Below are 13,203 nucleotides of genomic sequence, written 5' to 3'. Positions count from 1 at the left end.
CACTGAATCGTCAGCCGGCCCACACGCGGTGGCAGCTCGTTGTCGCAGTTCGGCGCGGCGAGCTGCCTCGCTGTTCCTGCGCCGCAGACGAATTCGCGACCGTCAGAGGATCGCGTCGGCGAGGCGGTCGACCTGGTCGACCGATGTCACCGTGGGGTGGAAGATCAGTCGGTCGAAGCCGAGGTCGCGGTAGGCGCGGACGGTTTCGCGGGCGTCGGCGGCGTCGGTGAGCATGTCGTCGACGTTGAGCTGGGCGTATGGGGGGTGGAATCCGTAGTAGCGGCCCAGATGTTCGCGTCCCGCCTGCGCGATGCCGTCGTCGCCGATCGCGAAGTTCACCGAGGCGTGGATCACGGGATCACCGGTTCGGCCCGCCTCCTTCCAACCGGCCCGCACCCGGTCGGCCAACGCGGACTGGGCCGGATAGTCGCGCAGCGCACCGGCGACCCAACCGTCACCGACGGTGATCGCCCGCCGCACCGTGGCATTCGATTTGCCACCGACGAGCAATGGAATCCGCACCGCCGCGGGACACAACGGCGCGGCGTCGGCGACGGGTTCGCCGCGCCAGGCCCGGCGCATGATCGCGATCTGTTCGTCGAGGATGCGACCGCGGGCGGTGAAATCGACTCCCGCGGCGGCATAGTCGTTTTCCCGCGAACCGACGCCGACACCGATGACGAGCCGGTCTCCTGCGACGTCGGCCAGGCTCGCGAGTTGTTTGGCAAGCACCGTCGGCTGATACAGCGGCGCCAGCAGGATATTGGTCACCAATTCGAGGTCCGCGCCGGTTCCGGCGGCGATCGCCAACGCGACGATCGAGTCCAGACTCGGATAGACGAGACGATCGATGGTGCCGACACCCGCGAACCCGCACCGCTCGGCGCGGCGGACCCATTCACCGATGACCGGGCCGGGCACACCGGCGACATGGTTCGGCAGGCCGATGACGATTTTCATGACTCCAGCCTCGACGCCGAGGCGACATCATGGCCACACCACCGCCGAAGATCGCCCGATACCGCCATCCCGTGCCGGATTGCATTGTGTTTCCGCCACATTCGGCCCATCGGACGCTCGAAATATCGTCGCCCGCATCGCCGCCCGCGACGAGCTACGCGTCCACCTACGCCGAACCCGCCCCACCGGCAGCCCAACTGCCGCACACGCTGCAATTCGGCACCGCACGCAAGATCTACTGACCGTAGTGCTTCGGCGATAGCTGCACGGGTGAGCGCGATCGGTGCGCGTTCCACCACCAGCGGGCGCATGATGGTGGGGCCGGCCAGGCTGTTCCACGCGACCGGAACCCGCGCCGCCGGGCACAGTGCGAGGTCCGATTCCCGCCAGCCGCGGTCGCCGGTGTGGGAGACGCTATCCGGCGTGACCAACTGTTTCGAGGGAATCGTCGATCGATTCTTACTGTCCGGCAACGAGTTCGGGGAGAAATTGCGCGCGATCCGGCCCGAGCAGTGGTGCTGGCCGACCCCGTGTTCGGAGTGGAATGTGCGCCAGCTGGTCAATCACGTGACCCGCGGGAACCTCAACTACGTCGGGCTCGTCGACGGAGGCACCAGCGCGGAGTTCCTGCGGCTGCGCGACGCCGACGCGCTGGGCTCGGACCCGGCGGAGGCGTACACCCGATCCGTGCGGCTGTGCGCCGAGGCGTTCACCCGTCCCGGCGCGCTGCGGCGGATCCTCGACTACCCGCTGGGCCGGGTGACCGGCGAACAGGCGCTCGCGGTCCGCACCACCGACAACACCGTCCACACTTGGGATCTCGCGCGCGCCATCGGCACGACGGACACCCTCGACACCTCCCTGATCTCCTGGATAGACCATCACCTCGACGAGATCTACGCCGGACTGCCGGAAACCCCCACCGCCGCCGACACCACACACCGATTCTTCGCCGCCCCCGAGGGCACGCCCGAACACGATGCGACACAACAGAATCGGCTACTGCACCGAATGGGCCGGAACCCCAACAGAATCCCGTTCTGAACGAGACGGAATCCATGTCGGTGGCCGCGCGTAGATTGCCGACCATGACCGAGACCTCGTCATCCAGCGACGAAAGTTCAACGCAGTCCAGCAGATACGAGGGCGACGCCTGGGATCTGTCATCCAGTGTCGGCGCGACCGCGACGATGGCCGCGGCGGCCCGGGCGATAGCGACGCGCGCGGACCGTCGGCTCATCGACGACCCGTTCGCCGAACCGCTCGTCCGGGCGGTCGGCGTCGACCTCCTCACCCGGCTGGCGACCGGCGAAACACCGCCCGACGAGTTGGTCGGGCAGATCTGGATCGACGCGGCCAAGGTGCGGACGAAGTTCTACGACGAGTTCTTCCTCGACGCCACGAACGCGGGCATCACCCAGGTCGTGATCCTGGCCTCGGGGCTCGATTCCCGCGCGTACCGACTGTCGTGGCCGACCGGCACCGTGGTGTACGAGATCGACCAGCCGCAGGTCATCGAATTCAAGACCCGCACGCTGGCCGAGCTCGGCGCCGCACCCACCGCCGAACACAGGGTGGTCGCGGTCGATCTGCGCGACGATTGGCCGAACGCATTGCGCGCCAAAGGATTCGACCCGGCCCGGCCGACCGCGTGGAGCGCCGAAGGGCTGCTCGGCTACCTGCCACCCGAGGCGCAGGACCGCCTGCTGGACACCATCACCGAACTCAGCGCGCCAGGCAGCCGGGTGGCCACCGAAAGCAGGCCGAACCCGCGCCCCGGCGAGGAGGACAAGACGAAGGAAAGCCTGCGCCGCATCTCCGAACGTTGGCGCGCACAGGGTTTCGACACCGATATGGCGAGGCTGCGATATTACGGTGCCCGCAACGAAGCGGCCCCCTACCTGACCGCCCGCGGCTGGGCGCTGACCGGCATCAGCGTCCGGGACCTGTTCTGCGCCAACGATCTTCCGCCCCTGACGGACGATATGCGCATGGGCGATGTGCGCTACGTCAGCGGCACCCGCGGCAATGACGATTCGGGCGCCCCGAACGGATAGACCGATTTGCTTGCTAATAGCTGGCCCCGGGTAGCGATATGACAGTTATCCCTATCGCTTCATCTAGGAGGAAGCCATGCGCAAGGTTATGGCCCTCGGGGCAATCGCCATCGGCGCGGGTGTGTTGTTCGCCGCGCCCGCGACCGCGAATCCGACCGGAAATACCGGGCAACCGAACCAGTCGTGTCAACAGGTCGAACCGAATACACCCGGTCGGTCGGCGAACAGCCCGGGCTCAGCGTTCAACGAGCCGGGGATCAACAGCGCCGACGGCGGCACCGGCGGCCAGCACTACGCATCCCAATCGCAGTACGACGTGGCCTGCTACCAGCAGTCGGTGCACTGACGAAAAAAGAAGTGGCCCACAAACCGGCACTGTTGGTAACCTGCCGGGACCGTGACATCGTCCCAGGAGGTGAGACCCATGAACACTGCATCGAAGTGGGTGCTCCCCCTCGTCGTCACGGTTGGGCGAACGTCGTAGTTGTCGCCGGGAGCGCCTGAACAAAGGCAATCCCGAAAGGCGACAACCATGTACGCACAACCTTTCACATTCGAAACAGGCGAGCCCGCCGCCAGCATCACGCGGGTCACCGACACCGAGTGGCATGCCGCGGTGGACGGCCGGGTGGTCGGCAGCGCCGATGTGTCCCGCAGGCCGGACGGGCGGCGCTTCGTCAGCGTCGACGCCTGGCACGCAACGGTATTCGACCAACTCGCCACGGCCGTGCGGGCCGAACTGCCACGGCCGCTCTACACCGTGGTGGACGAGGTCGAGTCCGATCTGATCGCGGGCTGGCGGCGGGCGGGCTTCGCGTCGGGTCGGCGCGAGTGGGAGTATTCCGTGCCCACCGATCCGGCGGTCACCGGACTCGACGCCACCGCACCGCCGCGGGGGATCACGATCGCGGCCGCCGACGAACGCCCGCTGCGGGCCTTGGATCGGGCGATCCGCGACGAGGTCGAAGCCACCGTCGGCTGGCACAGCATGCCCGCCGAAGTGCTGCCCCGCCGCGCCGGCGACACCGTCGTCGACCCGTCGAAATACGCGGTCGCGGTGCGATCGGGCCGCTATATCGGGTTGATTCGCGTGGTGCGGGCGATCCGGCAGCCGCGCATCGGCCTGATCGCGGTCCTGGTCGGGGAGCAACGCACCGGTGTGGCGCGGGCGCTGCTGGCGCATGCGCTCGGCACATTGCACCGGGACGGTCACGGCCCGGCATACGCCGAGGTGAACGAATCCAACACCGCCGCAACGGCACTCTTCGATGGGATCGGCGCCCGGCGCGTCGGCAGCAACCTGGAACTGGTGCTGCGATGACCAAGACGAGCAAGGGCATCGAAATCGAGGGCACCGTGCTGGAATGCCTGCGCAACGCCACCTTCCGGGTGGAGCTCGCCAACAAGCACATCGTGCTCGCGCACATCAGCGGAAAGGTACGGCGGAACTACATCAAGATCATGCCGTTCGATCGGGTCTTGTTGGAGCTCAGCCCGTATGACCTGACCCGCGGCCGGATCCTCTTCCGATACCGGACGTAACCGGGTCGGGTGGGCAAGCGTCCACGCTTGCCCACCCTCACTCCCGCCACCGGGCTCGTCCGAACGCAGCGGCCAGCGTAAGCGCGATGCCGATGACCGCCGCCATCGCGAACACCGTCCCGAAGCGGCCCGCACCGGCAAACGGTGCCGCCGCCGCGGTCGCGACGGCGCTGCCGCCGAACAGGGCCGTGGTGAACAGGGCGACAACGGTTCCGCGCGCCTGCGGCACGATCGACGACGACCAGGCCTGCAAGGTGGTGTGCAGGAAAGAGTATGCGCCACCGAGGATTACCGCCGCCAAGGTGAGCGCTGCCGCCTGCTGCCACACCGCCATCACCGCGAAACCGCCCACCAGCAGTGTTCCGCCCGTGGCCGCCAACGCCCATGCGGGTAGCCGCACCGACAGCGGTTTCACAATCCGCGTCCCGCCCAGCACACCGATGCCGTAGGTCGATGCCAGCGCACCGGCCGCGGCCAGACTCATCCCGTCGTGCTGCAGCGCGGGCGCCAGATAGGTGACGCCACCGAGCAGCAGCGCGCCCTCCACGAAACCCAGCAGCAGCACCAGCGGCAGCCATCGACCGCGCAGCAGTTCGCGGTAGCGGTTGCCGCCGGATTCCTGTCGCGATTCCGGCAGCCGGCGCAGGCCGGGCGTCAGCAGGCCCAGCGCGATCGCGGGAATCGCGAAAACCGCACGCCAGCCGGCGAATTGGGCGACGACGCCGGCGATGAGGGTCGCGGTGGCGGTCGCCGCGCCGGTGGCCGCCATGAGATCGGCCAGCGCCTGCTGCCGCACCCGCGCGGGCACCGTGTCACCGACGTAGGTGAGCGAGGCGGGCACGATCGCGCCGACGCACGCGCCGGTGAGCACGCGCAGCGGAATCAGCACCTCCAGCGTCGGAGCCAAGGTCGATGCCAGCCCGCTCAGCGCGGACGCGACCAGCGCGATCCGCAGTACCGGTATCCGTCCGAGGCGGTCGGACAGCATCCCCCACATCGGTTGCGACAACCCGTACGCGAAGGCGTATCCGCTGGCGGCCAGCGCGACATCCGCGAGCGGGACGCGCATCGCCGCGGCGACGGCCACCAGCAGCGGCGCGATCGCGAATCGGTCGACGCCCGCGAAATAGCAGGCCGCGAGCAGCGTCCGCGGCGGTGCGGTGGGCGCCTGGCGCACTTGGGTATTCGTCACCGTCCCACTGTCGGCGAGGTGCTGGACGACCAGCCAGGTCACTGGTCATCCTGGTAAATCCACCACCGGTCACGACTATTGACATCGGCGGTTGCTACGGTTGGAACCCGCTATGGCTCTCGAGCACGACCGTCGCCGCACCCTGGGGGCCTTCGTCAGGTCCCGCCGCGAGCGGCTCGATCCTGGATCCCTGCTGCTGCCCGGCTCGCCGCGCCGCCGAACACCGGGGCTGCGCCGGGAGGAAGTCGCGCAGCTGTCCGGTGTCAGCCTGTCCTGGTACACCTGGCTCGAGCAGGGCCGCGATATCAACGTCTCGCGGCAGGTGCTCGACGCGCTGGCCCGCACCCTGCGACTGGATCCGCTCGAGCATCGGCATCTCTTGCGGCTGGCCGGATCTCCCGATGACACCCAGGTATCCGAGCCGCCGACGGCGGATACGCACCTGCGCGCGGTGCTGGCCGCCTTTGATCCGGCACCGGCGAGCCTGCGCGACCGGCACGGCGATATCCTGGCGCGCAATCGCGCCGAATCCGCGCTGTTCGACACCGGCGACGCGTACCCGAATACCCTCGAACTCTATTTCGCCTGGCAGCCGATGCGAACCATGTTGCGGGACTGGGCAATTCACGCTCGCTGCATTCTGGCGGAATTCCGCGCCGAGGCCGATCGGTATCCCGGCGACGACCGCTTCGCCGAGATCGTGGCCCGGCTGCGCCCGATCGAGCCGTTCGCCGACTGGTGGGACGGCCACGACGTCGGCGGCTTCACCCCGACGCTGCGGCTGCTGGACCATCCGAAGGTGGGGCGGCTGGCGTTGCGGCATTCGAAGCTGCTCGCCGCCGACGATCCGACCCGGCACATCCTCGTGCGCACCGCCGACGACGCCGACACCGCCGATCGATTGTCGGCACTGGTGCGCGACACCACCTAGTCTCGGTCCGTAGCTCAACCCGGCCAGAATGGTCCGCAACGAACCGAGTAGACCGTCATGGCGAAATACCTGCTGCTCAAACACTATCGGGGCGCGCCGGCAGCGACCAACGACGTGCCGATGGACCGTTCTGTGCGCGCACCCCAGCCTGTCCCCTGGCTCGGCCGTCGCGTTGACGCTGCGCGCGGTCGGCGGCCTGACCACCCGGCAGATAGCGACGGCCTATCTCGTACCCGAAGCGACCATGGCGCAACGGATCAGCCGGGCCAAACGGCGGATCGCGGGACTGCCGCTCGACCGGCCCGGCGACCTCGCGACCGTGCTGCGCGTGCTCTACCTCGTCTTCAACGAGGGCTACAGCGGGGATATCGACCTGGCGGCCGAGGCCATCCGCCTCACCCGCCAGCTCGCCGCCTCGACCGACGAGCCCGAGGTCTCGGGGCTGCTCGCGCTGATGCTGCTGCATCATGCGCGCCGAGCGTCGCGAACCGGACCGGGCGGTCGCCTGGTGCCGCTCGCCGAACAGGACCGAACCCGTTGGGACGCAAATCTTATCGCCGAGGGCGTGACGATTCTGCGGACCGCGCTGGCCCGCGACCGGCTCGGCGAATACCAGGCCCAGGCCGCGATCGCCGCCCTGCACGCGGACGCCCCGAGCGCCGCCGAGACGGACTGGCCGCAGATCGTGGAGTGGTACGACGAACTGCTGCTGCTCACCGACAGCCCGGTGGTGCGGCTGAACCGCGCCGTCGCGGTCGGTGAGGCCGAGGGACCCCGGGCCGGACTGGCCGCGCTGGCCGAACTGGATCCGGAGCTGCCCCGCCACGTCGCGGCCCGCGCCTACTTCCTCGAACGCGACGGTGATCTCGAACAAGCAGCCGCGTTGTACGCCAAGGCATCTCGCGCGGCCACCACCGTACCCGAACGCGACCACCTCACCCGCGAGGCGGCCCGGGTACGGCAATTGTTACGCCCCTAGAAGTACCGGCGGAAACTGGTTGGCGAGTGGAAACTTGTTGATATACGGTCAGCTCATGCACGATGCACAGACACCCCAGGAGGCGCTCGACATCGCCGCCGCCACCACTCGGCAGGCGAAGGATGCCACCGCCCTGCCGACGTGGGGACCCATAGCGGCCGGATTCATGACGGCGCTCGCCGTATTTCTGCTGAGCATGGCGATCGATCACAGCGATGATCCGGTGCGCGCATTGATCTTCGGAATCCCCGGAATCGCCTCGGGCTTCGTGTATTACAAAATTCTGCAATGGCTGCGCCGAACCCGGCGGGCGCGCGGCATCGTCCCGCTGCCGCAGCCGTCGTGGAAGTTCTATCTGGTGCTGGCACTGTCGATTGCGCTGATGCCGCCCCATGGCCTCGAGAGTTCGCGGTGGGACCTGTGGCTACAAATCCTCAGCAGCGCCGTCATGGGCGGATGGATCTGGTTCGACCAGGCCCGACCGCGGCCCACATCGTGGAAGGCCCGATGGAAGAACTGAACGAGCTGTTCGCCTCCCTGCCGCGGCTGAAGCTCGTCGCATTCCTCGACGGCTGCGTCGAAGCCGAATTCCTGGTCATCAGCGACGTCTGCGACCTGAACAAATCCACCCTCTCCAAAGCGATGACCCTGCTGGAGTCCGCCGGATACATCGCCGTCACCAAGGGCTACGACGGCCGCAAACCGAAAACCTGGCTCGCCCTCACCTACAAGGGCCGCGCCGCCTACCACGCCCACCTCGCCGCCCTCACCGAACTCACCCGCAAGGCGGGCGAAACCACAGCACCGCAGTGACCCGCAACGTCTTTCGCGAACCCTCACCGGAAGGCGCGGCGGTACGCATTCGGGGTGACACCGACGGTGCGCTTGAAGTTGTCGCGGAACGCGGTCGGTGAGCCGAAACCCACTTGCGCGCCGATGCGTTCGATCGTGTGCTCGGTCGTCTCCAGCAGATGCTGAGCGCGACGGATACGCGCGCCGTGCAGCCAGCGCAGCGGCGTGGTGCCGACCTGAGTCCGGAACTGCCGCAACAGAGTTCGCGTGCTGGTGCCCGCCTGGGCCGCGATATCGGCGATGGTGAGATCACCGGACATGTTGTCCTGCAACCACAGCAGCAGCGGCTCCAGGGTGGCGCCGCGCGGCGCGGGCGGGTGCGGCGCGACGATGAACTGCGCCTGCCCGCCCTCGCGTTCCAACGGCATCACCGACAGCCGGGCGGCGTCGGCCGCCACGGCCGAGCCGTAGTCGCGACGGATCAAATGCAGACACAGGTCCAGTCCGGCGCAGGCGCCCGCGGAGGTGAGGATCTGGCCGTTGTCCACATACAGCACCGCCGGATCGACCTCGACCCGGGGATAGGTGGCCGCCAACAGGTCCGCCACGATCCAGTGGGTGGTCGCCCGTAGCCCGTCCAGGAGTCCGGTGGCCGCGAGGGGGAACGTCCCGGTGCAGATGGAGGCGATCCTGGTGCCCGCAGCGGCGGCGGCCCGCAGCGCGTCGCGTACGTTCGGCGAGAGCGGGGCGGTCGGATCGGCGACCCCGGGGACGATCACGGTATCCGCCTCGGCCACCGCGTCCAGACCCCATGGCGCCCGCAGGGCGAATACGCCCGCATCCACCTCCGGCCGCTCGGCGCAGATGCGGACCCGATAGGCGCGGCGGCCGTCCGGTATCCGAGTGCGGTCGAAAACCTCGATGGGAGTGGACAAGTCGAACGGTATCACGCCGTCCAAGGCCAGAACTGCGACAGTGTGCACGGCGTGAAACTACCCCATCACCGGATTTACGCCACGACCGTGAATATGCCGGTCGAGCCAGCGAAAACCGCGGCGGGCCCTGGTGATTCGCGTTGGCGTTTTCCCGTGGATACGTGGCAGAAACGCCACTGGGACGGGCCTCGGTGCGGGGATACCTTCGTGACCGGTTCACCCATGCGTCCCGACGAGGAGTCGCCCACCCATGAATTCCGTCATCGCCAATGTTGTTGCGCCGCTGTTGATCGGCGCTGTGTATGCCCTGCTGATGTCACTGATCCGGGAACCGCATCGACGTACGTTCAACGCGATCATGATCGCCGGAGCCGGAGCCGCCTATCTCAGTGGCGGCGGACTGGGCGGCTGGGAGTACCTGTGCACCGCCCTCATCACCTATTGCGCGTTCCGCGGCCTGAATTCGTGGACGTTCATCGGAATCGCGTGGCTGCTGCACACCGCCCTCGACGTGTTGCATCACCTCAAAGGCCATCCGATCGTCCCCTTCGCGCACAATTCCTCGCTCGGCTGCGCGGTCTGCGATCCGGTGATCGCGCTCTGGTGCCTGCGCGGCGGCCCCAACCTGCTCGGGTTCATCCGGGCCCGCACGTCCCGCCGTGCGCCGGTGAATTAGTCGCCCGGCAAGCTCCTGGCGATTGCGACGGGCATCGGCCGCTGTCGGGAAAGCGCGCTGCCGTCGGTGATTCCGAATCGGCGGCGAATCGTGTTGCCGTAGCGGCCGATCCGCCGCAGGCCGGTTCCCCGCCCGGCGCAGCCTCGCGGAGTTTCCCGAGGTGTGTGCACGGGATGGCCTGTGCCATTGTAGAGTTCAAACCGGAGGGGCCCGAGCGGCCCGGGCGGGAAATATGGGGGAGAAAATCCGGTGAGCACCACCTACGATCCGTCGAACCGTGCCGATCTGGAGCAGGCGGCCGCCTCGGGTGACGCGAAAGCGATGTACGACCTCGGCTACTTCTTGGAGACGTCGACGCCGCGCGACCGTTCCGGGGCCCGCGAGTGGTACGAACGGGCGGCGGCGGCCGGGCATACGGCGGCGTACTTCCGGCTCGGCTATCTGCTCGACGACAGCCGGGATCAGCGGGATCACCGCACCGCGATCGGCTGGTACGAGAAAGCCTCCGAACACGGCGACGAGGTCGCGATGTTCAATATCGGGATCATCTGCCAGTACCGGCTCGATCCGCCGGACTACCGGTCCGCGCGCCACTGGTACGAGCGGGCGGCGACCGCCGGATACGCCGACGCCTACTTCCGGTTGGCGTTCGTCCTCGACCAGTGGACCACCCCACGCGATTTCGCCGGCGCACGCCACTGGTATGAGAAGGCCGCCGAAAACGGCGACGGCATCGCCATGTTCAATATCGGCTGCCTGTTCGAGGCCATGGATCCACCGGACTACGCCTCCGCGCTGCCCTGGTTCGTGAAGGCGGCCGAGGCGAACTACGACAAGGCCGATTTCACGGTGGGAAACCTGCTCGACAAGCGCATCGAGCCGCGCGATCCGCTCGGCGCGCGCCGCTGGTACGAGAAGGCCGCGGCCCACGGCGACTCCCGGGCCGACTACGCGCTCGCCGAACTCGCTGAGCGAGAAGGTGATCCGATGTTCATCGTGCTGTACGAGCGGGCCGCCGCCGCGGGCAGCGCCGCCGCGATGAACTACCTCGGACATCGGCTGTGGATGCGGCCGTCCGGGCGCAACGAGGCGGCCGCCACCGCCTGGTTCGAACGCAGCGCCGCCAACGGTTTCGAAATGGCCAAGTCGAACCTCGTGAAAATCGGTGTGGTCGCGGCGCCGGACGAATCCGCACCCGCGCGCGGTATCCCGCCCGAGGTGGTGCGGGCGCCGGTGTCGCTGGCCACCCTCGGATTCGCCGCGGCGGGCTCGCCGACCGGTGTGACGGCCGCCCTGGACGCGGCCATCGATGATTCGCCGTACCGGCGCAACGCCTTCCGCCTCGCCGACCTGCCCACCGACGCCGACGGCCGCCGAATTCGCAAGCGGGTCACCGAATTCGAGGCCGCCGAACGACTCGGCGCGCCCCTGACGATCGCGCCGCTGCTCCCGATGCCGTCGCAACCGGAGCCGGGCGAGGCCAAGACTGCGCTGAACCAATTGCGTGAGCCCGCACAGCGATTGATCCAGGAGCTGTTCTGGATATGGCCGGGCGAGGACGGTCCGCGGCCGGGTGATCTCGCCGGTATGGAAAGGATCTGGCTGGAACGGCTGCCGCGGGCCGGTATCGCCGCCCACAACCTGGCCGTCGTGCGCCACATTCAGGCGATGGAGTCACCGCTCGGGCGGCATGCCGAAACCTGGCTCGATGCCCTGACCGCCTGGGACGCCGCCATCTGCGCCGCCGATTCGTGGGAGTGGTTGCGCGCCAGGACCGAAGCCATCGGCGACAGCCGGGTCGGCACCGCCGCGCTGGCCGAACTGCGCGCCGCCCTACCCGCCGCGCTGCTGCGTCTGCACACGGACCTGATGGTCCGCGCGGCCATCGCCGGTGACCGCCCGGCCGCCGACCTGCACACCGACGTGCTCACCCGGTTCGCCGAGCAGATCGCGGGCCGTCCGAGCAGCTTCGACCCGGCCGCCGTCGACAGCGCGCGTGATCTCGCGGTCCGAAAACTGGCCGCGCACACCCGAACACTCGCCGACGACGCGTCCCGGGCCGCCCAGAACGATCCCAGGGCGGCGGGCGCGGTGGCCGGCCGCCTGCTCGACAACGCCAAGCTCCCGCTGCTGATCATCGATCGGTTGCGGCCCGCCACCGATCCGATCGGCAGCGGCGCCCACGACGACCTGGTGCGCACGGCGATCTCCTGCGATATCGCCCAGTTCAACGAAACACGGTCGGTACCTACGAGTTTGAGCATCCTAGAACGGCTGACTCCGCTTGCCACCACCCGCTCGATCCTGGACCGGCTCGCCACCGAATGGGCGACCACCTCCAGCGCGAACGTCGCACACCAGTGCACCCTCGCGCGGGAGAAGACCGCCACCGATCCCACGAAGGGCGCCCAGCTGGCCCGCGACCTGCTCGCCGACACCCAGGAACCGCTGGCGCGCATGCGCTCGGCGCCCCAGCCGAACACCGAGGCAATCGACGCGGCCCACGACCGGATCGCCACCACCGTAATCCATTGCGTGGTGGGATATTTCAACAGAACCGGCGACCTGGACGCCACCGTGGAACTGATGGATCGGATCCGGCCGACGGTACGGGGTAAGGACGCACTGGACTACCTGCGCGAACAGGACACCGTGCTCACCCGCATCCGAGCCGAGCGGGAACAGGCCGAACGACTCCGCACCTACTGCTGGTTCTGCGGGCGACAGCCCGGCGCCGACCCGGCGAAATACCGTGTCGGCCTGCACAACAACGTCACCCGCCGCGGAAATACGACGCGTTGGCAGTCGCTGCACATCGACGTGCCGCGCTGCGAGCAGTGCCGCATCGAGCACGCGCCGGGCGCGCGGCTGCGCGGATTCGGCGGCTTCCTCGGCTTCATCGGATTCCTCGCCGCGTTCATCGGCGGTATCGCCGCGCTCGGCGCCAGCCACCCGCCGGGGGCGATCGGCGCCGCGGTCATCGGCGTCGTGGCGATCCTCATCGGTGTGGCGATGTCGAAGTCGCAGACCGCGACCCAGGCGCCCAATCGCGCCTTCGAATATCCGCGCGTCCAACAACTGCTGGCCGAGGGCTGGCGCAAAGGCGAGCGGCCGTAACGGCCGCCGGTAACGGGGAGAA

Annotated in this window: 14 protein-coding genes and 1 pseudogene; 12 read left to right on the top strand and 3 right to left on the bottom strand. The window is 68.5% G+C overall.

The genetic code is table 11. From position 1 onward, the window contains the following. Positions 1–102 precede the first annotated feature (102 nt). On the bottom strand, positions 103–960 hold the full coding sequence (locus LGY53_RS32800) for an LLM class flavin-dependent oxidoreductase (RefSeq protein ID WP_225730575.1): 858 nt from the start codon (positions 958–960) through the stop codon (positions 103–105). Positions 961–989: 29 nt separating this feature from the next. Between LGY53_RS32800 and LGY53_RS32795 the strand changes: the two genes are divergently transcribed. The 6 genes from LGY53_RS32795 to infA all read left to right on the top strand — a co-directional run bounded on the left by LGY53_RS32795 (position 990) and on the right by infA (position 4,559). After that, entirely contained in the window at positions 990–1,202 is a 213-nt protein-coding gene (locus tag LGY53_RS32795) for a hypothetical protein (RefSeq protein ID WP_225730574.1), read from the top strand. A 28-nt stretch (positions 1,203–1,230) separates the two neighbouring features. Beyond that, a complete protein-coding gene (locus LGY53_RS32790) occupies positions 1,231–2,004 on the top strand; it encodes a TIGR03086 family metal-binding protein (protein ID WP_225730573.1) in 774 nt (257 codons plus the stop codon). Between the two features lie 44 nt (positions 2,005–2,048). Continuing rightward, entirely contained in the window at positions 2,049–3,017 is a 969-nt protein-coding gene (locus LGY53_RS32785) for an SAM-dependent methyltransferase (protein ID WP_225730572.1), read from the top strand. A gap of 76 nt (positions 3,018–3,093) precedes the next feature. After that, the gene (locus tag LGY53_RS32780; RefSeq protein WP_225730571.1) at positions 3,094–3,363 is read left to right on the top strand and encodes a hypothetical protein; all 270 of its coding nucleotides are present in this window, start codon (positions 3,094–3,096) and stop codon (positions 3,361–3,363) included. 186 nt (positions 3,364–3,549) lie between these two features. Next, positions 3,550–4,338: an N-acetyltransferase gene (locus tag LGY53_RS32775; RefSeq protein ID WP_225730570.1), complete on the top strand. Its 789-nt coding sequence runs from the start codon at positions 3,550–3,552 to the stop codon at positions 4,336–4,338. After that, complete coding sequence (gene infA, locus LGY53_RS32770; RefSeq protein WP_167474963.1) at positions 4,335–4,559, top strand: translation initiation factor IF-1; 225 nt, start codon at positions 4,335–4,337, stop codon at positions 4,557–4,559. Before LGY53_RS32775 ends, infA begins: the two co-directional genes overlap by 4 nt. A 37-nt stretch (positions 4,560–4,596) precedes the next feature. Here infA and LGY53_RS32765 read toward each other — a convergent pair whose 3' ends face one another. Next, positions 4,597–5,793, bottom strand: coding sequence for an MFS transporter (locus LGY53_RS32765; RefSeq protein ID WP_225730569.1), 1,197 nt, complete (start codon positions 5,791–5,793; stop codon positions 4,597–4,599). Positions 5,794–5,863: 70 nt separating this feature from the next. Between LGY53_RS32765 and LGY53_RS32760 the strand changes: the two genes are divergently transcribed. From LGY53_RS32760 to LGY53_RS32745, 4 genes and pseudogenes are all read left to right on the top strand, one after another. Further along, a complete protein-coding gene (locus LGY53_RS32760; protein ID WP_225730568.1) occupies positions 5,864–6,682 on the top strand; it encodes a helix-turn-helix transcriptional regulator in 819 nt (272 codons plus the stop codon). A 130-nt stretch (positions 6,683–6,812) separates the two neighbouring features. Continuing rightward, positions 6,813–7,661 (top strand): annotated as a pseudogene (locus tag LGY53_RS32755) (RNA polymerase sigma factor); the annotation flags it as partial. A 55-nt stretch (positions 7,662–7,716) separates the two neighbouring features. Next, on the top strand, positions 7,717–8,181 hold the full coding sequence (locus LGY53_RS32750; RefSeq protein ID WP_225730567.1) for a hypothetical protein: 465 nt from the start codon (positions 7,717–7,719) through the stop codon (positions 8,179–8,181). After that, complete coding sequence (locus tag LGY53_RS32745; protein WP_225730566.1) at positions 8,169–8,474, top strand: transcriptional regulator; 306 nt, start codon at positions 8,169–8,171, stop codon at positions 8,472–8,474. Before LGY53_RS32750 ends, LGY53_RS32745 begins: the two co-directional genes overlap by 13 nt. 23 nt (positions 8,475–8,497) lie before the next feature. Here LGY53_RS32745 and LGY53_RS32740 read toward each other — a convergent pair whose 3' ends face one another. Further along, positions 8,498–9,436, bottom strand: coding sequence for a GlxA family transcriptional regulator (locus tag LGY53_RS32740; protein WP_225730565.1), 939 nt, complete (start codon positions 9,434–9,436; stop codon positions 8,498–8,500). A gap of 202 nt (positions 9,437–9,638) precedes the next feature. Between LGY53_RS32740 and LGY53_RS32735 the strand changes: the two genes are divergently transcribed. Further along, positions 9,639–10,064 carry a DUF6010 family protein gene (locus LGY53_RS32735; protein ID WP_225730564.1) on the top strand — a complete coding sequence of 142 codons (426 nt, stop codon included), beginning with the start codon at positions 9,639–9,641 and terminating at the stop codon, positions 10,062–10,064. Positions 10,065–10,313: 249 nt separating this feature from the next. Beyond that, entirely contained in the window at positions 10,314–13,181 is a 2,868-nt protein-coding gene (locus LGY53_RS32730; RefSeq protein ID WP_225730563.1) for a tetratricopeptide repeat protein, read from the top strand. Positions 13,182–13,203: the final 22 nt, after the last annotated feature.

This window comes from Nocardia sp. JCM 34519.1 (assembly GCF_020361265.1).
GTDB lineage: Bacteria > Actinomycetota > Actinomycetes > Mycobacteriales > Mycobacteriaceae > Nocardia > Nocardia arthritidis_A.
Note: the sequence above shows the minus strand (reverse complement) of the source record. Positions and strands in the feature narration are given on the sequence as shown.